The following is a 23706-nucleotide window of genomic DNA, read 5'->3' on the forward strand; positions in this document are numbered from 1 at the left end:
AACCCGAGAGGGTGTCTGACTATAATGGCGCGCTTCCATTTTCCCGCTCGGGAGCCCCCGCGATGCTGCGTATCAGCCAAGAAGCTCTGACATTCGACGACATTCTCCTAGTGCCCGGTTATTCCGAGGTGCTTCCTAACGAAGTCAGTCTCAAGACCCGCCTTACCCGTGGCATCGAGCTGAATATTCCACTGGTTTCCGCCGCCATGGACACCGTCACTGAAGCCCGTCTGGCAATCGCCATGGCTCAGGAAGGTGGTATCGGTATCATCCACAAGAACATGACCATCGAGCAGCAAGCTGCCGAAGTCCGCAAGGTCAAGCGTTACGAAGCCGGTGTGGTCAAGGATCCGATCACCATCGTCGCCGACGCCACCGTGCGCGAGTTGTTCGAACTGACCCGCATGCACAACATCTCCGGCGTTCCGGTGCTGCACAATGGCGACCTGGTCGGCATTGTCACCTCCCGTGACGTGCGTTTCGAGAACCGTCTGGAAGCCACTGTCCGTGAAGTGATGACGCCTAAAGAGCGTCTGGTCACGGTCAAGGAAGGCGCCGACAAGAACGATGTGCGTGAACTGCTGCACAAGCACCGCATCGAGCGCGTGCTGATCGTCGACGACAAATTTGCCCTCAAAGGCATGATGACCGTCAACGACATCGAAAAAGCCAAGGCTTATCCGCTGGCCAGCAAGGACGATCAAGGTCGTCTGCGCGTCGGCGCAGCTGTGGGTACCGGTAAAGATACTGGCGATCGCGTTGCTGCGCTGGTCGCTGCCGGCGTTGACGTGGTGGTGGTCGACACCGCTCACGGTCACTCCAAAGGCGTGATCGACCGCGTTCGCTGGGTCAAGCAGAATTTCCCTGAAGTGCAGGTGATCGGCGGCAACATCGCCACCGGCGCTGCCGCCAAGGCCCTGGCCGAAGCTGGCGCTGACGCCGTCAAGGTCGGTATCGGCCCTGGCTCGATCTGCACCACCCGTATCGTCGCCGGTGTCGGCGTGCCGCAAATCAGTGCCATCGCCAACGTTGCCGCTGCCCTCGAAGGCACCGGCGTGCCGTTGATCGCCGACGGCGGCATCCGTTTCTCCGGTGACCTGTCCAAGGCCATCGTTGCCGGTGCTTCCTGCGTGATGATGGGCTCGATGTTCGCCGGTACCGAAGAGGCTCCGGGCGAGATCGAACTGTTCCAGGGTCGTTCGTACAAGGCTTATCGCGGCATGGGTTCGCTGGGCGCCATGTCCCAGGCCCAGGGTTCCTCCGACCGTTACTTCCAGGACTCCTCGGCAGGCGCCGAGAAGCTGGTTCCGGAAGGCATCGAAGGGCGTGTTCCGTACAAGGGCACCCTGAGCGCGATCATCCACCAGTTGATGGGCGGCCTGCGCTCCTCGATGGGCTACACCGGTAGCGCCGACATCGAAGAGATGCGCACCAAGCCTGAGTTCGTGCGGATCACCGGCGCCGGCATGGCCGAATCCCACGTTCACGACGTGCAGATCACCAAAGAAGCGCCAAACTACCGCGTAGGTTGAGCCTTCAAGCAACAAGCTAAGCAACCGGGGCTGTTTTATTCAGCCCCGAGTTGTTTCTGAATCACGACTGTTTCCGAATTTTTTAGACGAGACTGAATCATGGCCCTCGACATTCACGCTCACCGCATCCTGATCCTCGACTTCGGTTCCCAGTACACCCAGCTGATCGCCCGCCGCGTGCGTGAAATCGGCGTGTACTGCGAACTGCACCCGTTCGACATGGACGAAGATGCGATCCGCGAATTCGCTCCTAAAGGCGTCATCCTCGCCGGCGGCCCGGAGTCGGTTCACGAAGCCAACAGCCCTCGCTGCCCGCAAGCCGTCTTCGACCTGGGCGTGCCGGTCTTCGGTATCTGCTACGGCATGCAGACCATGGCCGAGCAACTGGGCGGCAAGGTTGAAGGTTCCGAGCTGCGTGAGTTTGGTTATGCCCGCGTTGACGTGGTCGGCAAGAGCCGCCTGCTCGACGGCATCGAAGACCACATCGACGCCGACGGCCTGTTCGGCCTCGACGTGTGGATGAGCCACGGTGACAAGGTCACCCGCATGCCGGAAGACTTCCACATCCTGGCCAGCACCCCGAGCTGCCCGATCGCCGGCATGTTCAGCGACGAGCGTCGCTACTACGGCGTGCAGTTCCACCCTGAAGTGACCCACACCAAGCAGGGCGGTCGCATCCTGTCGCGCTTCATCCTCGACATCTGCGAGTGCGAAGCACTGTGGACGCCGTCGAAAATCGCTGAAGACGCCATCGCCCAGGTGCGCGCCCAGGTCGGTACCGACAACGTCCTGCTCGGCCTGTCCGGCGGTGTGGACTCGTCCGTGGTTGCCGCGCTGCTGCACAAGGCCATCGGCGACCAGCTGACCTGCGTGTTCGTCGACAACGGCCTGCTGCGCCTGCACGAAGGCGAGCAAGTGATGGCCATGTTCGCCGAGAACATGGGCGTCAAGGTGATCCGCGCCAACGCCGAAGAGCAGTTCCTGGGCAACCTGGCCGGCGAAGCCGACCCGGAGAAGAAGCGCAAGATCATCGGTCGTACCTTCATCGACGTGTTCGATGCCGAATCCTGCAAACTGGACAACATCAAGTACCTGGCCCAGGGCACCATCTACCCGGACGTGATCGAGTCGGCTGGCGCGAAAAGCGGCAAGGCCCACGTGATCAAGTCGCACCACAACGTGGGCGGCCTGCCGGAAGAAATGAACCTCAAGCTGGTTGAGCCGTTGCGCGAGCTGTTCAAGGACGAAGTCCGTCGTCTGGGCCTGGAACTGGGCCTGCCGTACGACATGGTCTACCGTCACCCGTTCCCGGGCCCGGGCCTGGGCGTGCGGATCCTCGGTGAAGTGAAGAAGGAGTACGCCGACCTGCTGCGTCGCGCCGACCACATCTTCATCGAAGAACTGCGCAAGGCCGATTGGTACCACAAGGTCAGCCAGGCATTCGTGGTATTCCAGCCGGTGAAATCGGTTGGCGTGGTCGGCGATGGCCGCCGTTACGCCTGGGTCGTGGCCCTGCGTGCCGTGGAAACCATCGACTTCATGACCGCGCGTTGGGCACACCTGCCTTACGAACTGCTGGAAACCGTCAGCGGCCGCATCATCAATGAAATCGAAGGCATCTCCCGCGTCACCTACGACGTATCGAGCAAGCCGCCAGCGACCATTGAGTGGGAATGATCCCGCGCCAGCCCTGAGGGCTTGAGCGCCGGATAAAAAGCCGTGTGAACGAGAGTTCACACGGCTTTTTGCATTGCTGCGGGATTCTTCCTGCGGCCCGTCGTCACGCCCGCTTTGCTGTTTCTTTCACAATTGCGGGTGTATCGTATTCGCCTTTTGCGGGCCCCGGGCCTGTCGCTGATTCGTGAGGTAGTTGAGTTCATGTCGTTTACCCGTCGCCAAATCCTCGGTGGCCTGGCCGGTCTTGTTGTCGTTGGTGTCGGTGCGGGGGGCGCGTCGCGCTACTGGCTGGGCAAGATGGCCGATGCTGACGCCGGTCATGACTACGAGTTGATCGCTGCGCCGCTGGACGTCGAACTGGTGGCCGGGCACAAGACTCAGGCCTGGGCGTTCGGCCCGTCCGCACCGGGCACTGAGTTGCGCGTGCGTCAGGGCGAATGGCTGCGGGTACGCTTCATCAACCACCTGCCGGTCGCCACCACCATTCACTGGCACGGCATTCGTCTGCCGCTGGAAATGGACGGCGTGCCATACGTCTCGCAACTGCCGGTGCTGCCGGGTGAATACTTTGACTACAAATTCCGCGTGCCGGACGCCGGCAGCTACTGGTATCACCCGCATGTGAACAGCAGCGAAGAACTCGGTCGCGGGCTGGTCGGGCCGCTGATCATTGAAGAGCGCGAGCCGACCGGTTTCAAGTACGAGAAGACTTTGAGCCTGAAGAGCTGGCACGTCGACGATGTGGGTAATTTCGTCGAGTTCAGTATTCCCCGGGAAGCGGCGCGTGGTGGTACGGCGGGGCGGCTGTCGACGATCAATGGTGTGCCGCAAGCGGTGATCGACCTGCCCGCCGGGCAAATCACCCGCGTGCGCCTGCTCAACCTCGACAACACCCTGACCTATCGTCTGAACATTCCTGGCGTCGAAGCGCAGATCTATGCGCTGGACGGCAACCCGATCGAGCCGCGTCCACTGGGCAAGGAATACTGGCTCGGCCCGGGTATGCGCATTTGCCTGGCAATCAAGGCCCCGCCGGCCGGTGAAGAGCTGTCGTTGCGCAACGGTCCGGTGCGCCTGGGCACGTTCCGTTCGGTGGCCAATACCGATGCGCCGACCGAGTGGCCACCGGCACTGCCTGCCAATCCGATCGCCGAGCCGGACCTGGCCAATGCCGAGAAACTCAACTTCAATTTCGAATGGGTAGGCTCGGTATCGGTCAACGTCGAAAACGGCAAGCCGCCCAGCCTGTGGCAGATCAACGGCAAGGCGTGGGACATCAGCGACAAGACCTGCGCCGACCGCCCGATTGCCAAGCTCGAAAAGGGCAAGAGCTACATTTTCGAATTGAAGAACATGACTCAGTACCAGCACCCGATTCACCTGCATGGCATGAGCTTCAAGGTCATCGCCTCGAACCGGCACAAGGTCATTCCGTATTTCACCGACACCTACCTGCTGGGCAAGAACGAGCGCGCGCAGGTAGCGCTGGTGGCGGATAACCCGGGTGTATGGATGTTCCACTGCCATGTGATCGACCACATGGAAACCGGCCTGATGGCCGCCATTGAGGTGGCGTGATGCGTCAGATTCGTCCCGCCGCCATCATCGACCGCAGCCGTGATCGCGAATTCATGCGCGAAGCCCTGGCGCTGGCAGCCCAGGGCGCGGCCCTCGGCGAGGTACCGGTGGGCGCGGTGCTGGTGCAGGACGGGGAAATCATCGGGCGCGGTTTCAATTGCCCGATCAGCGCCAGCGACCCGAGCGCTCACGCCGAGATGGTCGCCATCCGCGCTGCCGCCCAGGCCGTCAGCAACTACCGCCTGCCGGGCAGCACGCTGTACGTGACCCTGGAGCCTTGCAGCATGTGCGCAGGCTTGATCGTGCATTCGCGGATTGCGCGGGTGGTGTACGGCGCGCTGGAGCCGAAAGCCGGGATTGTGCAGAGCCAGGGGCAGTTCTTTACCCAGGGCTTTTTGAATCACCGGGTGTTGTATGAGGGTGGGGTGTTGGCGGAGGAATGTGGGGCGGTGCTCAGCGAATTCTTCAAAGCCCGCCGCGCCAAGCCTTCAGACTGAACACCGAACCCCTGTAGGAGCGAGCCTGCTCGCGATGGTGTATCAGCTACATTGATGCCGACTGACACACCATCGCGAGCAGGCTCGCTCCTACAGGGATCTTCATCGGGATAATTATTTGCGGGCGACGATGACCGCCCGCATCGGCGCCGGCAGCCCTTCAACGGTCTTGCTGTGATCCTCGGGATCGAGGAAGTCACTGAGCGACTGATACTTCATCCACTCCGTCCCGCGCTGTTCCTCGACCGTGGTGGTGCTCACATCCACGCACTTCACATCGGTGAACCCTGCGCGACGCAACCACAATTCCAGCGCCGGTACCGACGGCAGGAACCACACGTTGCGCATCTGCGCGTAGCGGTCTTCCGGCACCAGCACCTGGTGCTTGTCACCCTCGACCACCAGGGTTTCCAGCACCAGTTCACCGCCCTTGACCAGGCAATCCTTCAGCGCCAGCAAATGCTCGATCGGCGAACGACGGTGGTAGAACACGCCCATGGAAAATACCGTGTCGAAACCTTCGAGGCTTGGCGGCAGGTCTTCGAACGGGAAGGGCAGGTGCCAGGCATTCGGCTCGGAAAGGTAACGCTGCACCGCCTGGAACTGGCAGAAGAACAGCCAGTTGGGGTCGACACCGATCACGCTGTCCGCGCCGGCGCCGAGCATGCGCCACATGTAATAGCCATTGCCGCAGCCGACATCGAGGATGCGCTTGCCTTTCAGGTCCAGGTGCGGGGCGACCCGCGACCACTTCCAGTCCGAGCGCCATTCGGTGTCGACGTGCACGCCGAACAGGTCGAACGGCCCCTTGCGCCATGGCGACAGGCCCATCAGCGCGGAACGCATTTGCGCGCGGGTTTCAGCGTCGCAATCGGTGTCCAGCTTCAAGCCGTTGAGCAAATCGACTTCGCTCGGCTGGATCTTCGGCAGGGCGTCAAGCGCACTTTGCCAGCGCTCCAGATCGCCATGACCCTTTTCCATTTTCTTGTCGAGTTGTGCCTGCAGGGTGTTGGCCCAGTCGGCCAGCGGGGTGCCGGCCAGACGGCGGGCGAGGGGGGACAGATCAATCATGGCAAGGCAATCAACGAGGCAAAGTTAAGACACTGGAACCACGGCACGACTTTCGAGAACCCGGCGGCCAGCAGGCGTTCGCGGTGTTCTCCGAGGCTGTCGGGCTTCATGACGTTTTCGATGGCGCTGCGCTTCTGGGCGATTTCCAGCTCGCTGTAGCCGTTGGCGCGTTTGAAGGCGATGTGCAGATCGGTGAGCAGTGCGTGTTCCTGCTCGTCTTCGAAGCGCAGTTTTTCCGAGAGGATCAAGGCACCGCCGGGCAACAGGGATTGACGGATGCGTGTCAGCAACGCGGTGCGCTGGTCCGGGGCGATGAATTGCAGGGTGAAGTTCAGCGCGACCACCGAGGCCGGCTGGAACTCCAGCGCGAGAATGTCGCCCTCGATCACTTCAACCGGCAGCAACTCCTGGAACATCGAATCCTGACCGTTGAGGTACTCGCGGCAGCGTTCGACCATCGCCGCCGAGTTATCCACAGCGATCACCCGGCAACCGTCGGTGCGCACGTGCCGGCGCAGGGCCTGGGTCACGGCACCCAGCGAAGAGCCCAGGTCGTAAAGCACGCTGCCCCGCTGGGCGAACTGCGCGGCGAGCACACCGAGGTTTTCGACAATAGTCGGATAACCCGGCACCGAGCGCTTGATCATGTCCGGGAACACCCGCACCACGTCCTCGTTAAAGGCGAAGTCAGGCACCTGGGCCAAAGGCTGGGCGAAAAGGCGATCGGATTCTTTGCTCACGGCGGTTCCAGCGGTGTAGGTGGAAAAGGCCGGCATTTTAGCCAAGTTGGCGCGGGGATGCGCGGGTTGTCTGATAAAGCGGTGGGATAGGTCTGGATTCTTCGTTGCCAGTGATATCGCTATCGCGAGCAAGCTCGCTCCCATAGGTAAAGCGCTATCCCTGTGGGAGCGAGCTTGCTCGCGATGGGGTCAACTCGGTTTCTGATCAAATACCGAGGCAGTGATTCCCCATTGCCCCAGCCAATAACTGAGGATGATCACGTAAGGTGCGGCATCGAACGGCACCACAAACCGGCTGATGCCAATCACGCTGTCGGAGAACACGAACGCCACCGCGCCCGCTGCCGCCAACAGCGCTGAGCGCTTGGGAACATCGGTCCCGAGTCGGGCCAGGGCGCGCCAGAGCATGGCGCTGATCGCCGTGCCATAGACAATCACGGGCACCAGCAATGTCCCGAGGCCGTTGGAAATCAGAATCCCCAGCAGGGCGGCGCCGACACCGAGGGCCAGCACCAGCGGCAGCACGGCCAGGCGTCGGCAATCGCTCAGATAAGCCTTGAGATAAGCCAGATGCGCAACCAGAAACGCCCCAAGGCCAAACACAAACAGATCCCCCGGCCATGCCAGCAACACGTCGCCGGCCAGGGAGAAGATCAAACCCAGGCTGATCCAGCGCCGATATTCACCAGGCGGTGCGTCGTGCAGCCAGCCGAGCAGGGCCAGCACCGGCAGTGGCTTGACCAGCAGGCACAGCAGCGCGGCATGCACGCTCAGACCGTAGAAAAAGGTCACCGCACCCATCAGCGCCAGAATCAGCCAGCCCACGCTCAGTTGACCGAGATCGCGCAGTCGAACGAATCCACCGGCAGCACTTCCGGTGCCCACGGCTGTTGCGAGGTCAGGCGCAAGCGCCCGGTGCCGGTCGCGAAGGCTTGAAAACGCCAGGTCGAAACTCCGGCCGAGCCGACGATGCCGGCATCTTCCGGGTTTCGATAAACCTCTGGCCCCAAGGCGTGTAGTACGCCACCGGCCGAATCCTGGATCGCCCAGCGATAACCCGTGGTCGGGTTGCTTGGCAGGGACAGGATCAGGTTTTGCCCGTTGGTGAGCTTCACCGGGCATTCGCTTTGTTTTTCCACGGTCACGTTGTTTGCAGGTTGCGTGGCGCATCCGGCCAGCAAGGCGAGGGCGAGGGGGGCAAGCAGGCGAATGTGGGACATAAAGTCAGTGGCTCCGGCGTTCACGACGAACGGCGAGCATAACTGAAGATGAGGCAAAGTGTGACAGCCAGCCTTGGACTGTGCTGCCAGAGCTGACGCCATCGTCGGATCGCCGCCCGGAGCAAGCTCGCTCCCACAGGGTTTTGCAGTGAACACAAAATTTGTGAACACCACCGATCATTGTGGGGAGCAATGCCCACACAGGTTTTTTGCAGTGAACACAAAATGTGTGAACACCACTGACCACTGTGGGAGCGAGCTTGCTCGCGATAGCGGTAGTGCAGGCGCTACAGGAACATCAGAAAAGCACCTTCGCCACATCCGCAAACCGCTTGGCAAAGTGCACGGTAATCCCTTCCTTCAGATACTCCGGCAGTTCCTCGAAACTCCCCTGATTCGCTTCTGGCAGAATCAGCTCGAAAATCTTCTGTCGCCGCGCCGCAATCACTTTTTCCCGCACCCCGCCAATCGGCAGTACATGCCCGGTCAATGTCAGCTCACCGGTCATGGCCACGCCTTTCTTCGGCGGTTGATTGCGCGCCAGCGACAGCAGGGCACTGGCCATGGTCACACCGGCGCTCGGGCCGTCCTTCGGGGTGGCGCCTTCCGGCACGTGCAGGTGGACGAAGGCTTCGTCGAAGAACTTCGGATCGCCGCCATAGGACTTCAGGTGCGAGCTGACGTAGCTGTAGGCGATTTCCGCCGATTCTTTCATCACGTCACCCAGTTGCCCGGTGAGCTTGAAGCCACGGTTGAGGGTGTGGATGCGTGTGGCTTCGATTGGCAGGGTCGCGCCGCCCATGCTGGTCCAGGCAAGGCCAGTGATCACGCCGACACCCGACAGCACCTGCTCGTTGCGGAACACCGGTTTGCCGAGCGACGTTTCGAGGTCTTTCGGCCCGAGCTTGATCACCGCTTTCGGCTCGTCGAGCAGTTTCATCACAGCTTTGCGCACCAGTTTGCCGAGGTTTTTTTCCAGCTGACGCACGCCCGCTTCACGGGCATAACCGTCGACCAGTGCCTTGAGCGCGCTGTCGCTGATGCTCAGGCTGCCCTTGGACACGCCGGCTTTCTCAAGCTGCTTGGGCCACAGGTGACGCTTGGCGATGGCGACTTTTTCTTCGGTGATGTAACCCGACAGGCGAATCACTTCCATCCGGTCCAGCAACGGGCCGGGGATCGAATCGAGGGTGTTGGCGGTGCACACGAACAACACTTTCGACAGGTCCAGGCGCAGGTCCAGATAGTGGTCGAGGAATTCGACGTTCTGCTCAGGATCCAGGGTTTCCAGCAGCGCCGAGGCCGGGTCGCCCTGGTAGCTCTGGCCCATCTTGTCAATCTCGTCGAGCATGATCACCGGGTTCATCACTTCGACGTCCTTCAACGCCTGCACCAGTTTGCCCGGCTGTGCGCCGATGTAAGTGCGGCGGTGGCCCTTGATCTCGGCTTCGTCGCGCATGCCGCCAAGGCTGAAGCGATAGAACGGCCGGCCCAGGGATTCGGCGATGGATTTGCCGACGCTGGTCTTGCCCACGCCCGGCGGGCCCACCAGCAATACGATGGAGCCACTGATCTCGCCCTTATAGGCCCCGACCGCGAGAAATTCGAGGATGCGGTCCTTGATGTCGTCGAGGCCGGCGTGGTGTTTGTCCAGCACCTTGCGCGCGTGCTTGAGGTCGAGTTTGTCCTCGCCGTACACGCCCCACGGCACCGAGGTCGCCCAGTCGAGGTAGTTGCGGGTGACCGCATACTCCGGCGAGCCGGTTTCGAGGACCGACAGCTTGTTCATTTCCTCTTCGATGCGTTTCTGCGCTTGTGGCGACAGTACTTTACCGGTCAGTCGCTGTTCGAACTGCTCGAGGTCGGCGCTGCGGTCGTCCTTGGTCAGTCCCAGCTCCTGCTGGATGACCTTGAGTTGCTCCTTGAGGAAGAACTCACGCTGATGCTCGCCGATCTTGCGGTTAACTTCAGCGGAAATCTCTTTTTGCAGGCGCGCGACCTCGACTTCCTTGCGCAGCATCGGCAGGACTTTTTCCATGCGCTTGAGCATGGGTACGCAGTCGAGGACTTCCTGCAGCTCACTACCGGTGGCCGAAGTGAGGGCGGCGGCGAAGTCGGTCAGCGGCGACGGGTCGTTGGGGCTGAAGCGGTTGAGGTAGTTCTTCAGCTCTTCGCTGTACAGCGGGTTGAGCGGCAGCAGTTCCTTGATCGCATTGATCAGCGCCATGCCGTAGGCCTTGACCTCGTCGGTCGGCTCGGTGGGCTGGTGCGGGTATTCGACTTCCACCAGGTACGGCGGGCGGTGATGCTTGAGCCAGGTCTTGAGGCGTACGCGGGTCAGGCCCTGGGCGACGAACTGCAGTTTGCCGTTTTCGCGGCTGGCGTGGTGCACCTTGACCAGCGTGCCGTACAGCGGCAGGGCCGAGGTGTCGAAGTGGCGCGGGTCATCCTGGGGCCTGTCCATGTAGAACAGGGCCAGGGAGTGGTGTTCGGACTTGGCCACCAGGTCGAGCGTCTCGGCCCACGGCTCTTCGTTGACGATGACCGGCAGGACCTGAGCCGGGAAGAACGGTCGGTTGTGAATCGGGATGATGTAGACCTTGTCCGGCAGGTTCTGGCCGGGCAAGGCCAGGCCTTTGCCGGGTTTGTGCTGTGGGGCGTTTTGCGGATCGGCGTATTCGCTCGGGTCTTCGGGGAATTCCTGCTGGTCGCTCATAGGGGCACCTGCGCAATGGGTATGGGTCTTAGATGGGGCAGGTTGGCGGTGGTTTCAACGGTCATTTTCTGCAATGCGGTGTTTCGCTGGTGTGTTCAGCGCAGAGACAGGTTAGCTGGATTTCGGCGCGACACCGTTCAACTGTAGGAGCGAGCCTGCTCGCGATAGCGGTCTGACAGCCACTTCAAGGATGTCTGTCATGTCCTCATCGCGAGCAGGCTCGCTCCTACAATGGGACGATGGTGACCATAAAAAAGGCGACGCCTGTGAGGGCGTCGCCTTTCAATGAACCGCCGCTAAAACTTACTCGGACAGTTTGTACGCGATCACATAGTCACCCATTTTGGTGCCCAGTGAGCCGTGACCACCGACGACCAGCAGCACGTACTGCTTGCCGTCCTTGCCGGTGTAGGTCATCGGCGTAGCCTGACCGCCAGCCGGCAGGCGCGCTTTCCAAAGCTCGTTGCCGGTGTTGACGTCATAGGCGCGCAGGTATTGATCCAGCGTGCCGCTGAGGAAGCCGACGCCGCCGGCGGTGACCATCGAGCCGCCCATGCTTGGCACGCCGAGTGGCAGGCCGATAGGCAATGGCGAGCTGTCGCGGCTGGTGCCGTTCTTGCGTTTCCACACGATTTTGCTGGTGGTCAGGTCGATGCCGGCCACGTAGCCCCAGGCCGGAGCCTGGCACGGTACGCCGAACGGCGACATGAACGGGTGCATGATCACCGCGTAAGGTGCGCCCGTGTTCGGTTGCACGCCCGCTGTTTCGCTCTCGCGCTTGCTGCCGGCCGCGACTTCGGCGCGAGGCACCATTTTCGAGACGAAGGCCATGTAGTTCGGGCTGGTGAACAGCATCTGGCGAACCGGGTCGACCGAAACGCCGCCCCAGTTGAAGACGCCGACGTTACCCGGATAGATCAGGCTGCCCTGTTCCGACGGCGGGGTGTACTGACCTTCATAACGCAGCTCCTTGAACTGGATGCGGCACAGCATCTGGTCAAACGGGCTGGCGCCCCACATGGCTTTTTCGGTCAGTTCCGGGGCCAGCAGGTTCAGGTCCGAACGGGCCTGGGTCGGCGCGGTGTGGTCGCCTTTCACGGCGCCTTGCGGAGCCGGGATTTCCTTGATCGGGATGATCGGCGTGCCGTCGCGACGGTCGAGGACGTACAGGCTGCCTTGCTTGGTCGGTTGGATCACAGCCGGCTTGATGCCGTCGGCGGTTTTCATGTCCAGCAGGGTTGGCTGGCTGCCGACGTCCATATCCCACAAGTCGTGGTGAGTGAACTGGTAGTTCCAGCGCACCTTGCCGGTGGCCAGGTCCAGCGCGACCAGGCCGGCACTGAACTTCTCGGCGCCCGGGGTGCGGTCTGCGCCCCACTGGTCTGGGGTCTGGTTGCCCAGTGGCAGGTAGACCATGCCGAGTTTTTCGTCGACGCTGGCCAGCGACCACATGTTGGCCGAGTTGCGGCTGTAGTGCTCGCCCTCTGGCAGCGGTTCGGTTGCGTCGGGATTGTTGCTGTCCCAGTTCCACACCAGATGACCGTCGTGTACGTCAAAGGCCCGGATCACGCCGGATGGCTCGTTGGTCGACTCGTTGTCGGTGACGTGGCCGCCCATGATCACCAGGTCACGGGTGATCGCTGCCGGCGAGGTGGCGTAGTAGCCACCTGGGGTGAACGGTCCGATGCCTTGAGTCAGGTCAACCAAACCGTTTTTACCGAAATCTTCGCAGACCTTGCCGGTGTCGGCGTTGAGTGCGATCAGGCGCGCATCGGCGGTCGGCAGGTACAGACGACGCGGGCAAGCCTGGGCGACGGCTTTACCGGCCTCGGAAATCACTGCGGAGGCCGCGTTTTCAGACTTGGCGTAGGCCGCTTCGTCGTAGTACGACACGCCACGGCAGGTCATGTGGGCGAAGCCCTTGAAGCCCACCGGGCTCTTGATCTGCGGGTCGAAACGCCACAGTTCCTTGCCGGTGTCCGGGTCCAGCGCCAGCACCTTGCTATGGGCGGTGCAGGCATAGAGCATGCCGTTGGCCTTGAGGGGGGTGTTTTCGTTGGTCAGTTCCACCGGGTCATCGGCGGTTGGCAGGTCGCCGGTCTGGATACGCCAGGCTTCTTGCAGCTTGCCGGCGTTGGCCGGGGTGATCTGCTTGAGCGGCGAGTAGCGGTCACCGAATTCGCTGCGGCCATAGGCCTGCCAGTCGCCTTCGGGCATCTGCGGCGCAGTGCTGGTCATGTCAGCCGAGTCACGACCCAGTTCGCCCAAGGTCTCGCCCGGATGGGTGAACTGGCTGGCCACGGCGGTGGCGCCGGCCAGGACCACGGCCACGCTCAAGGCGCCAGTGCCCATGGGGGCAGGGCCGTTGATCAGCAATGGACGACGGAACCACGGCAGCAGCATCACCACACCGAGGGCGAACCACAGCGCCAGGCGCGGCACCAGTTGCCACCAGTCCAGGCCAACTTCCCACAGCGCCCAAACGGTACTGGCGAACAGCACCAGTGCGTACAGGCCTAGCGCCGCGCGGCGGACGGCGATCAGCAACACGCCGCTCAGCGCGATGCCGATACCGGCCAGCAGGTAATACAGCGAGCCGCCAAGCATGCTCAGCTTGATCCCCCCGGCCAGCATGGCCAGGCCCATCAGTAGAAGCAGAATGCCGAGCAGGGTCGGCAACAGACGGCTTCGACTCAAGGCACCATCAGTGCTCATAGTGTGATTCTCCGTGACGTTTCAAGTAGTCCCGCGCAAGTTCACTGTAGATGACGATCCGGCGCGGGCGTGGTTCAGATAAATCGATTCAGTTGACGCATACCCTTGTAGGAGCGAGCCTGCTCGCGAAAAACCCGAGAACGACGCGGGGTATCAGGTTCGCAGCGTTATCGTTGACGTCCATCGCGAGCAAGCTCGCTCCCACAGGTTTTTTCGGTGTTTTTTAGAAAGAAGACTGGACCTTGATCCCGCCGATCAGCGCGTCATCGACCTCGTTCACGCCACCGGGATGGCGGATGTATTGCAGGTTCGGGCGTACGGTCAGCCAGTTGGTCACATGCACGCCGTAGTAGAGTTCGGCGCTGTACTCGGTGTCTTGGGGCGGCAGGAAGGTCGGATTGTCGAAATCGAAGACCGCGTTGGCCTGGTTGGTCGCCTCGGCATTTTTGCGAAAGGCCGGGTTGACGTGAACGCGGGCCATGGCGAAACCGATGTCGTCCCGGGCGCGCGCGTCGAACGGGCCTTTGTAGACAAGTCCGGCCTGGACGTAGTTGTCGATCGCGTTGGTCTTCTTGTCGTGCATCGTGCCGTTGGCGAACAGGCTCAGGCCACGGGAGTGGTCGCTGGCCAGGCTGGTGACTTGCTGCTGAAGGCCCAGCCACAGGCCGTGCTTGCTCGAGGCGCTGCGGTAGGCTTCGCCACTCAGGGCGGCAGGCTGGCCATTGCTGTCCTTGTAGACATCGGTGGCGCTGGCGCTGCTGTAGTAGTAACCGGCGCGGTATTCACCCGGCAGGCCATTGAGCTTCGGCGTCCACACCAGTTCCACCGGCAGGACCGCGCCCTGGGTGCCGCTGCCGCTCAGCTTGAAGCCGTTGTTGCGATCCAGGTTCGACGAGTTCTGCTCAAACGCACCGATCTGCGCGTACAACTGCGGCGTCAGGTGATATTTGACCCGCATCGCCCACTGGCTGACCGGCCAGTTGTACCAGATGTCACCCGCCCAGTTGCCGACCTGGGATCCGCAGAACGCTAGGTTCTGGAAGTCGCAGGGGAAGCTGTTGAAGTCTTCGCCTTCACCGAAACGGCCGACCTTGATGTCGAGTTTTTCATCGAAGAATTTCTGCTGATACCACATCTGCGTCAGGCGCCAGGTCTGGCCGCGGCCCCAGACTTCCTGGGCCGAAGTGAAGCCGCCGACACGCGGGTCGTTGATGCGGTCGTTGCTGATGTTGTTGCCGTTGCGTTCGGTGATGGTCAACTGGAACTCGGCGTCATCCCAGCCGAGGATCTTCTGCAAGTCCAGGTGGGTGCCCAGGCCGAACTGGTCGCTGTAGCGCGCGGTGCGGTCATGGTCGTAGCCGCCGTGCAGATTGCTGCCCATTTCACCGGTGTAATCGACTTTGAAGTCGTAGCCTTTTTCCGCGAGTTCGGTGCGAGTGCCATTCCAGTCACCGAGCATCCACGGTGAATCGCTATCGAAGGCAGGTGCCGCCTGAACGCAGGAGGCAAGGCCCAGCGCGGTGAGGCCACCAATCAGGGGCAGGAAGTTTCGATGGGCAGCAGTTGCAAAGACAGCGCTGTCTCGCAAAGATTTAAAGTCAGGCATAGAGACGGAGTTCTTGATCTTTTTCTGGGGGATAAACGGAAAGCGGCAGGCGTGAAATTAGCAGAAGAAGCGTTTCAGCAGGCGGCGGGCGCAAGGATAATGATCTGTTACAAATAGAGAAAGGGCTTTTGCTGACATGCATCGTTTCGGATTTGGTAACAGTGACAAAAGATCGCAGCCTGCGGCAGCCCCTACAGGATACGGATTCCAATGCAGGAGCTGCCGCAGACTGCGATCTTTTCCGTTTCACCTACATTTAACGTAAGGTGCGCGGCTTCCAATTCCCACTCTGCTCGAAGGCCCGGCATGACCGAACACAACTCTGACCCGCTGCACGGCGTGACGCTGGAACAGATCCTCAACGCGCTGGTTGAACACTACGAGTGGTCGGGGCTGGCCGAACGCATCGATATCCGCTGCTTCAAGAGCGACCCGAGCATCAAGTCAAGCCTGACGTTCCTGCGTAAAACCCCATGGGCGCGAGAAAAGGTCGAACGCCTGTATGTGAAGTTGATGCGCACCAAACGACCGCTTTGAACATGGTCAATCCGTCCGGGTTTCGCCGCCGTTTTGTGGCTGTGGCTGCCACGCTCGGCTGGGCGGGATTGAGCATCCAGATGTACCTGATTCTCCATTCACGCTGGACGCTGGGCGCCAGCCTGATCGGCGGGCTGATGAGTTTTTTCAGCTATTTCACCGTGCTGAGCAACACCCTGGTGGCGACCGTGCTGACCTGTGAATGGACAACCCGCGAGTCAGCCGCGCGCCGTTGGTTCCTGCAGCCTTGGGTCAGCAGTGCGATTGCCGTGAGCATCGCCGTGGTGAGCCTGGCCTACAACCTGCTGCTGCGTCACTTGTGGCACCCCGAGGGTTGGCAATGGCTGGCCGATGAGCTGTTGCATGACATCATGCCAGCGCTGTTTCTGGGGTATTGGTGGCGTTATGTGCCCAAAGGCACATTGCGCGTGTGGCACATCGCGCTGTGGGTGATTTATCCGCTGCTGTATTTCGCCTATTCACTGTTGCGCGGGCATCTGCTGGCGGTTTACCCGTATCCGTTCATTGATGTCGACAAGCTGGGTTATCCACAGGTGTTCATCAATGCCGGCGGGTTGTTGGCGGGGTTTGTGGTGATTGCGCTGCTGGTGATCGGGCTGGATCGGTGGCTTGGATCTCGCACCAAGAGTCAGCGTTTGTAGTGTCTGAGGCGCCGCCATCGCGAGCAGGCTCGCTCCTACAAAGGGCGGGTGTACACAGTTCCAGTGTGGGAGCGAGCCTGCTCGCGATGGGGCCTGACGCCAGTTACTCCTCCTCGCTGTCCCCCAGTTTCCAGTAGCCAATCGCCTTGACGAATTGCTCGTCCAGCCCGTGCTCATCGAGCAACACCCGACGAATCTGTCGCGACACTTTGCTCTCGGTCGCCACCCACGCGTACAGGCTGCCGACAGGCACCTGGATCTGGCGCACGGTGCTCAACAAATGATCTTTGCCACCTTCGCGCAGCACCCAGATCACATTGACCTCGGCCGCACTGTGCAGCACTTGCTGCTCCTTGCCGTTTTCCACTTCCACGATCACCAACGCACGGCGGTTGGCCGCCAGGCCTTCCAGGCGCCGGGCGATGGCGGGCAGGGCGGTTTCGTCGCCGATCAGCAAGTAGCTGTCGAAGATGTCCGGCACGATCATCGAGCCACGGGGCCCGCCGATGTGCAGGAACTGCCCGGGTTTGGCCTGCTCGGCCCAGGTCGAAGCCGGGCCGTCGCCGTGCAGCACGAAGTCGATGTCCAGCTCCAGGGTATTGAGGTCGTAGCGGCGCGGGGTGTAGTCGCGCATTTCAGGCAGCGGGCCGTTGTCCTTGCCTGCGCCCAGCACCAGGGTTTCCAGCGCCACCGCTTGCTCGGCGTTCTGCGGGAACAGCAGTTTGACGTGATCGTCTGTGCCGAGGCTGACGAAGCCTGCCAGTTCGGGGCCGCCCAAGGTAATCCGGCGCATGCGCGGGGTCAGGTCGACCACCCGCAGCACCTCCAGGCGGCGGCGTTTGATTTCGTGCATGACACGGTGAATGGTGGTGATCACTTCAGTCATTCGGCGTTCTCCTGAACGGGTTGAACGGCGGGGCCGTCGACGATGGCTTTGGCGGTGTTGTTGAGCAGATCGCGTACCCGCAGGATTTCCTCCGGGCTCCAGCGGCCATGGTGCATTTGCAGGGCGTGGCGCAGGTTATGCACCGCTTCGTGGATTTCCGCCGGACGATCATGGCCGCGCAATGAGCGCTTGCTGACTTCGATCCGCATGCGCACGCCGTCTAGGGCAATCGCTTGTTCACTTAAAGACAGACGTCCGGCGTCGGTCACGCTGTAACGTTTTTTTCCACCTTCGGCATCGCCCTGAATCATTTCGCTCTCTTCCAGAAAGGTCAGGGTTGGGTAAATCACCCCAGGGCTTGGGCTGTAGGCGCCGTCGAACATGCTTTCAATCTGGCGGATCAGGTCATAGCCGTGGCAGGGCTGTTCGGCGATCAGCGCCAGCAGCAGCAATTTCAAATCGCCAGGTGCGAAGACCCTGGGGCCGCGACCACCGCGTTCGCGGCCGGGGCGTTTCTCGAAGCCGTCGCGGCTGTCACCGTGTTCGCGATGGGGGGAATGATGGTCTCTCATTTCGTCTGCTCTCGTCGTGTTTAGATATAACTTAAGATATATCTTCAGTCTGAATCAAGGCGTTTTCCGTGCGGGGCGACCTCATGCCGACGAGCGGTGGCGCAGCAGAATGTATGGAATCCATCGAAAAACCCCTGCCGCCTGCCTCTCTTTCTACGAACACCCGTTTATTCAAGAATCTTAAAGTTATTACTCTAAAATTTTTGAGTTTATATTTTAAAAGGTGTAAAACCCCCATGTTAAATGGCTGGAATCGCTGTCTGGTTTTTTCAATAAAACTGTATGTAGGGCATAACTTACAGTCACTGTTTGATATTTTGATTTTTTGCGGTTTTGTCTTTCTGGTCATGAGGTTGTTGAACTACGAACTCATAGGAAGTTGCCTGCTTACTTTCCAGAGCGATAAGTCGATCATGCCCCGGCGTTGAAAGCGTACAGCCACCGGATTTTACGGCTATGAGCTGTCCGAACTTTCAATGGGCCGAACCTTTAAAAGAAAACAGGTACTGAATGATGTTCAAGAAATTTGCAATCGCTGCCCCACTGGCTGTTCTGGCTCTCCAATCCTCCATGGCTTTCGCCGCGGGCGAGGCTGCTCACTCGATCAATCTCATCGCTCACGTGCCAACCAATGGCTTCTATGTAGTGCCAACCGACCCTGATCTGGTCAACAAGGATCAGGACATGAGCTTCCAGCCAGCCACTGGCAAGATGGGAGAGGTCAATGGTTTCTTCGACGTGCGCAACAATAACGGCTCGGTTCACGCCAGTCTGGAAAGTGCACCTAAATTGATCTCTGGTGCTCAGTCGATTGATTTGAAAGTCGAGTTCAATAACAAGGAACTGACGCTCACTCCACAAATGGTCGTGGGTGAATCCGAGTCTGACGCGAACTACCGCGCGCCGCTGAAAATCACGGCCAAGGGCACAACTTTCCAGCCGGGTGACTACACCGGTGTGGTCGCAATGACCTTCGACGCCGTTGCTCCGGTCGGCACGCCTTGATCGAGCTTCATGGCAACAAACGCTAACTGCTCAAGTGGCGTTAACCGGCGGACAACCTGACCGGCCTGTCCGCCGGATTCCAACCCGTTCGTAACCAGAGTAAGAGTTCATGTTCCCGATGACACCCATCGCGGCTGCGCTTGCGCTGTTGTTTTGTGCCAGTGCAGCGGCGGCTCCCGTTTCTTCCGCCGGTACGACACCACGAAGTCTGTTGGCCCAGGCCAAAGGTCTGCCGGCAGATTTCGAGGAGCATTTTTTTGATGTGCCTCTGGCTGTTCGGGTGGAACTCGATCAGCAACCGCTGGGAGAGGCGATGGTGGTGTTGTCCCGTGATGATCGCATCACGTTACTTGAATTTACCGACACCAGCGAAAACCGCTTCGGCCCCGCCGAGCGGGAAAAATGGGCCAGTTATCTCAAGCCAGGCGTGCCGCTGGGCACATGCACCGGTTCGTGTCCGGATCAGGTGCTTGCCGTGCATTACAACCTGGAAAACTCCCTCGTCTCGATCCTCACCGAAAATGCTGAGCGCGACGTCGAGGCCAAGCGTTATTACGAACAGCCCGATGGCGGCAGCAGCGGTCTGATGGTGCGCAACCAGCTCAATCTCAATGGTGGCCAGGATCAGGATCTGGGCGGGCGCTATGGCCTTGAAGCCAGCGCGAGCCTGGGCAACTGGAGCCAGACGTTCAATATGCAACTGGCCCGCCTCGGCGGTCCGGATGACAAGCTTTACCACGCAGTGCACGAGCTTTACACCCAGCGCGAATTGCAAGGCAGTTTCTTTCGCCTGGGCTATTTCACCCCCAATTCCGAAGGACTGACCCGCCAGCCGCGCACGTTCGGCACCAGTCCCGATACCGCTGTCGGCGTCATGTACGGCAGCTCCGACAGCCTCGCCATCAACAGTCCGATGCCCAGCGTCTATCCGATCTACGTCACGGCCAACCGCCAGGGCTCGGTGGAAATCTATCGCGACGGTCTGTTGATCAATACCCAGTCGGTGCCCGCCGGTTTGCAGACCCTCGACACCCGTCCGTTGCCGGGCGGAATCTATGAGGTGGAAGTGCGCCTGATCGAAGACGGTCAGATCACCTCCACCACCCAGGAACTTGTCTACAAACCCAACAACTGGCGCAACCTCGATGAGCGCTGGCGCTACAACCTGTTCGCCGGGGAAGAAAGCAAGCTGCTGAGCAACTGGGACCAACAATCCAGTGGCAGTCCCACGGCAGGAGCCTCGGTCAATTACCTGATGCACCCTCGAGTCATCCTCGGGCTGTCGGCGCGGCAAATCCGCGAAAAACTGCAATACGGCAGTTCCATCGACTGGACCCTGGCCAATCACATCAGCCTGTTCGCCAACGTGTACCAGACGCAGGATCATGGCACCGGCCTCGATCTGCAAAGCCTCTATAACTATGGCGCCGGCAGCGTGGTGATCAGCCACAACCGCAGCTGGCTGGACACCACCAATCTTTTCGAAACCCTGCCGGATGGCACCCGGGTGCGCCAACGTAATGTGTTCGTCGGCCAGACCAGCAACTCCTCGCTGGCACTCAATCATCGACTCAGCAGCAAAAGCACGATCAATGCGCGGGTGTCCCACAGCGAGGGCAACGTCGAAGGCGTCGGCCTCGATCTGGGCTGGAACCAGCGCACCAACCTGTTTGGCAGCGATGGCAACTGGCGGCTGTCGTTGTTCGATCGGCCGGGCAGTTTCAGCAGCGGTAATGACCGCAATCGCGGCGTCGACTTGAGCGTCAACCTGGCACTCGGCGCACCTGGACAGCAGATCAGCGGCAGTATCGGTTCGCGCACGGCCCGGGATGGCGGTCGCGACAACAACGCCTCCATTGGCTGGCGCAAAGACCTGAAAGACCATGTGCTGCAAAACGTCTCGGTGACGGCGCTCACCGACACCTACGGCGTCGGCGTTTCCAGCCTCGCCAACTTTCGTACCGACGCGATCAATGGTGATGGTTTCGTTCAGCGTTCGTCCTTCAACGGCAATTTTACCGGCGGCCTGAACCTGGACAGCACCCTGGCCATTGGCGCCGAGAAAATGATGCTGACCAGTCAGCATGAGATGCGCGGCGCGGCGCTGATTGTCGATGTGGAATCGGACATCGATGACATTACCCTGCGCGCCGACGATTACAGCGGCGGCGGTGCGATGTTGAAGCCCGGCCGCAACTTCATCCCGATTACCGCGTATCAGAACAGCTCGGTGAGTTTCGACTTCGAGGGCAACCATGTCCCGGCGGCGACCATCGAGCCCGCCCGCACCCGCTATCACCTGAACAAGGGCGGGGTGGAGTACCGCAAGGTCCGCGTGATGAAAACCCTGACCGTGCTCGGCCGGCTGGTCGATGCCAAAGGCCAGCCGCTCAAGGGCCATCACGTGATCAACCACGCCAGTCGCGGGGTGACGGAAGTCGATGGTTTCTTCTCGATGGAAATGAATGCCGGTTCACCGACGCTGGAAGTGCGTCAAGGCAACCAGTTGCTGTGCCAGTTCCGTCTCGATGCCAGCCGACATCGCAGTGAAAACAACGTGTTGATGATCGGGGATCTGCGCTGCACGCCGGACACCCTGGCGGATGTCACATTCACCGAACGGACGGCGGGTTGAATCTATGAAAAAGTCTTTGTGTTGCCTGGGGTTGTTACTGGCGCTGAGCGTGCCTGAGGCGCAGGCGGTGAATCGGGAGATCCGGGCGCTGTTTCAGCCCGATCCGTCACAGCCGAGCAGAAACGTGTTTATCAACAAAACGTCGAACAGTGGTTATTGCGCGAGCTATCCGGGCGAATGCGAGCAAAACAATATGTTCAGCATTCAATTGCCGATCCGCTTCACTGCCAGCCGCTTCATCGGATCTGGAGAAGGGATCCCGTTGAAGGTGCCGGCAAACTGGCGACGACTGACGGTGACTAACGCCGCGACACAGGAGAGGGAGACCGTTGAAGTGCGCATTACCGGCGTCGGCTCGAATTTTTTCCTGAGTGAATCGGCCGCCAAGCTGGTGGGAGTGAGCGACCCCCTTGAAGGCCATCAGAAACTCTGGACCAGCAGCAGTTGGGTTTATGCGCCTGCGCCCTGCCGGTACAGCGGTGTCGGGTCGTACAGCCCTGAGAGCTATCGGTTTTTCTGGAAAACACCCGTAGAGGCCTCCTGCGTCAAGGTAGCGGCTTACTTCATTCCGTCCATTTACTTCGACACCCTCGATTTTGCCTATGAGCTGCGCACCCCCAATCCGTTGGGCATGTCATCCGGTCTCTATACCGGTGCAATGTCGTACAGCATTGGACCTGGCGGCGATTTCGATATGGGGCAGGTGTTGCTTCCGAACGACGGCAACCTGACCCTGGACTTTGTCCTTGACGTACAGCACACCCTGAAGGTGGAGATTCCACCCGGCGGCAACAAAATCGTGCTGGAACCCCAAGGCGGATGGCGCGGCTGGCTGGAACAGGGGCGCAAGCCTGTGCGCCTGTATCGCGATCAGACCTTCAATATTTCCGCCTCGTCGCGATTCACGATGAGGCTGGACTGCGAGCACCACGATGCGGGCGCCGGCTCGGGCTGCGCCATTGTTGATCGTGGAGGGCGTTACGGGGGAGCTGTAGAAATCAGCGTCACCTTGCCTAACGGGTTGACCGACAGCGCCGGGCAACCGGTCAGGCGAATGCCGTTGAGTCGCCGTGCTCCTACAAGCCCGTTTCTGCCGGGTATCTATGTCGATCGCAAGCCCGGAACGCTGCATTTCGAAGTGGACGAGCGGTACACCCACTGGCTGATAGACAAATCCGAAGGTAGGCCTTTCACAGGCAATGTCACAGTGATCTGGGATTCTGAAGTCTGATCGTTCGGGGCTGGCCCATTTTTTACTTTTTGTTTTTTATTTTTTATGAGGTTGAGGACGATGAAGCGTCTGTTATGGCTGTGTGTGTTTTGCGTGTATCCCCTGGTGGTTCAGGCCGGGCCCCAGATCAATGTCGGCACCGTATACGACTATCTGGATGCCGATAAAAGCACCTATTTGAAACGGGTGTTCAACAGCGGCGACAGCACCGCTTTCGTCAAGGTCAACGTGCTGGAAATCGTCTACGACACCGACGGCACGCCGAAGGAAATACCGGTCACCACGTCCGCCGATGGTGCCTCGCGCAATGGCCTGATGGCCAGTCCCGCGCGGCTGATCGTTCCGGCGCAGGGGATGCAGGGCACCCGTCTGTTGTACATGGGCGAGCGTGACCGTGAGCGCTACTTTCGCGTGCGCTTCGTGCCCGTTGTGCCGGAAAAGGAAGATGAGTTTGCGGTGTCCGGCGAAGAGCGCGACGACTACAAAAAGAACCTGTCAGCGGGGGTCAACGTGATGACCGGGTTCGGCACCGTCTTCTTCGTTCGGCCCAAGGATGCTCGATTCGATAGCGCCGTCAACGAAACCGACAAGCGCTACGAGCTGCGCAACAACGGCAACACGGTGGTCATCATCGATGAATTCAAAAGCTGCTCCTTGAGTAATGAGAGTGAGTGCGGCGCGACCACCAAACATCACGTCATGGCGGGCAAGACCTATGCCTTCGACAAGGAAAAGGGCCGTGAATACCGGTTCACCCTGATCGAGGGCAACAGCAAGAAAAACCTGAAGATCGTCAGCCGCTAGGCCGGCTTTCCATTGACGCAAC

General features: G+C 60.5%; 19 protein-coding genes. 10 read left to right on the forward strand and 9 right to left on the reverse strand.

The genetic code is table 11. The features are described from left to right. Positions 1-62 precede the first annotated feature (62 nt). The 4 genes from guaB (at position 63) to tadA (ending at position 5284) form a co-directional block, all read left to right on the forward strand. On the forward strand, positions 63-1532 hold the full coding sequence (gene guaB / locus AC1DU9_RS03880) for an IMP dehydrogenase (protein WP_008053208.1): 1470 nt from the start codon (positions 63-65) through the stop codon (positions 1530-1532). Positions 1533-1631: 99 nt separating this feature from the next. Continuing rightward, complete coding sequence (guaA, locus tag AC1DU9_RS03885; RefSeq protein ID WP_008053207.1) at positions 1632-3209, forward strand: glutamine-hydrolyzing GMP synthase; 1578 nt, start codon at positions 1632-1634, stop codon at positions 3207-3209. 201 nt (positions 3210-3410) lie between these two features. Further along, the gene (locus AC1DU9_RS03890; RefSeq protein WP_477809760.1) at positions 3411-4787 is read left to right on the forward strand and encodes a multicopper oxidase family protein; all 1377 of its coding nucleotides are present in this window, start codon (positions 3411-3413) and stop codon (positions 4785-4787) included. Next, complete coding sequence (tadA, locus tag AC1DU9_RS03895; protein ID WP_223460321.1) at positions 4787-5284, forward strand: tRNA adenosine(34) deaminase TadA; 498 nt, start codon at positions 4787-4789, stop codon at positions 5282-5284. The genes AC1DU9_RS03890 and tadA overlap by 1 nt, the downstream gene beginning before the upstream one ends. A gap of 114 nt (positions 5285-5398) precedes the next feature. Here the strand turns inward: tadA and cmoB are convergent, their stop codons facing one another. The 7 genes from cmoB to AC1DU9_RS03930 form a co-directional block, all read right to left on the reverse strand. Beyond that, positions 5399-6355 (reverse strand): tRNA 5-methoxyuridine(34)/uridine 5-oxyacetic acid(34) synthase CmoB, encoded by a 957-nt coding sequence (cmoB, locus tag AC1DU9_RS03900; RefSeq protein ID WP_477809761.1) that lies wholly within the window; start codon positions 6353-6355, stop codon positions 5399-5401. Continuing rightward, a complete protein-coding gene (gene cmoA, locus AC1DU9_RS03905) occupies positions 6352-7131 on the reverse strand; it encodes a carboxy-S-adenosyl-L-methionine synthase CmoA (protein ID WP_223458200.1) in 780 nt (259 codons plus the stop codon). The genes cmoB and cmoA overlap by 4 nt, the downstream gene beginning before the upstream one ends. Positions 7132-7284: 153 nt before the next feature. Beyond that, a complete protein-coding gene (locus tag AC1DU9_RS03910; RefSeq protein ID WP_477809865.1) occupies positions 7285-7920 on the reverse strand; it encodes a lysoplasmalogenase in 636 nt (211 codons plus the stop codon). Between the two features lie 2 nt (positions 7921-7922). Beyond that, entirely contained in the window at positions 7923-8315 is a 393-nt protein-coding gene (locus AC1DU9_RS03915) for a protease inhibitor I42 family protein (RefSeq protein WP_223458202.1), read from the reverse strand. 298 nt (positions 8316-8613) lie between these two features. After that, positions 8614-11031, reverse strand: a complete 2418-nt coding sequence (lon, locus tag AC1DU9_RS03920; RefSeq protein WP_223458204.1) for an endopeptidase La — start codon at positions 11029-11031, stop codon at positions 8614-8616. Positions 11032-11334: 303 nt separating this feature from the next. Next, positions 11335-13746 (reverse strand): glucose/quinate/shikimate family membrane-bound PQQ-dependent dehydrogenase, encoded by a 2412-nt coding sequence (locus AC1DU9_RS03925; protein WP_223458206.1) that lies wholly within the window; start codon positions 13744-13746, stop codon positions 11335-11337. 223 nt (positions 13747-13969) lie between these two features. Beyond that, on the reverse strand, positions 13970-15352 hold the full coding sequence (locus AC1DU9_RS03930) for a carbohydrate porin (RefSeq protein WP_223458208.1): 1383 nt from the start codon (positions 15350-15352) through the stop codon (positions 13970-13972). A 306-nt stretch (positions 15353-15658) separates the two neighbouring features. On the opposite strand from AC1DU9_RS03930, the gene AC1DU9_RS03935 reads away from it, so the two are divergent. Both AC1DU9_RS03935 and AC1DU9_RS03940 read left to right on the forward strand, forming a co-directional pair. Continuing rightward, a complete protein-coding gene (locus tag AC1DU9_RS03935; protein ID WP_223458210.1) occupies positions 15659-15889 on the forward strand; it encodes a VF530 family protein in 231 nt (76 codons plus the stop codon). Positions 15890-15891: 2 nt separating this feature from the next. Beyond that, positions 15892-16551 (forward strand): Pr6Pr family membrane protein, encoded by a 660-nt coding sequence (locus tag AC1DU9_RS03940; RefSeq protein WP_223458212.1) that lies wholly within the window; start codon positions 15892-15894, stop codon positions 16549-16551. 103 nt (positions 16552-16654) lie between these two features. Here the strand turns inward: AC1DU9_RS03940 and AC1DU9_RS03945 are convergent, their stop codons facing one another. Both AC1DU9_RS03945 and AC1DU9_RS03950 read right to left on the reverse strand, forming a co-directional pair. Then, on the reverse strand, positions 16655-17437 hold the full coding sequence (locus AC1DU9_RS03945) for a siderophore-interacting protein (RefSeq protein ID WP_223458214.1): 783 nt from the start codon (positions 17435-17437) through the stop codon (positions 16655-16657). After that, entirely contained in the window at positions 17434-18009 is a 576-nt protein-coding gene (locus AC1DU9_RS03950; RefSeq protein WP_223458216.1) for a PadR family transcriptional regulator, read from the reverse strand. Before AC1DU9_RS03950 ends, AC1DU9_RS03945 begins: the two co-directional genes overlap by 4 nt. A 510-nt stretch (positions 18010-18519) precedes the next feature. Here AC1DU9_RS03950 and AC1DU9_RS03955 point away from each other — a divergent pair. From AC1DU9_RS03955 to AC1DU9_RS03970, 4 genes are all read left to right on the forward strand, one after another. After that, positions 18520-19014: a CS1 type fimbrial major subunit gene (locus tag AC1DU9_RS03955; RefSeq protein ID WP_223458218.1), complete on the forward strand. Its 495-nt coding sequence runs from the start codon at positions 18520-18522 to the stop codon at positions 19012-19014. Positions 19015-19123: 109 nt separating this feature from the next. After that, positions 19124-21649, forward strand: a complete 2526-nt coding sequence (locus tag AC1DU9_RS03960) for a CS1-pili formation C-terminal domain-containing protein (RefSeq protein ID WP_223458220.1) — start codon at positions 19124-19126, stop codon at positions 21647-21649. Positions 21650-21653: 4 nt separating this feature from the next. Continuing rightward, positions 21654-22880 (forward strand): hypothetical protein, encoded by a 1227-nt coding sequence (locus AC1DU9_RS03965; protein ID WP_223458222.1) that lies wholly within the window; start codon positions 21654-21656, stop codon positions 22878-22880. Positions 22881-22940: 60 nt separating this feature from the next. Beyond that, positions 22941-23684 (forward strand): molecular chaperone, encoded by a 744-nt coding sequence (locus AC1DU9_RS03970; protein ID WP_223458224.1) that lies wholly within the window; start codon positions 22941-22943, stop codon positions 23682-23684. Positions 23685-23706 lie beyond the last annotated feature (22 nt).

The organism is Pseudomonas sp. P4_C1 (assembly GCF_056402155.1).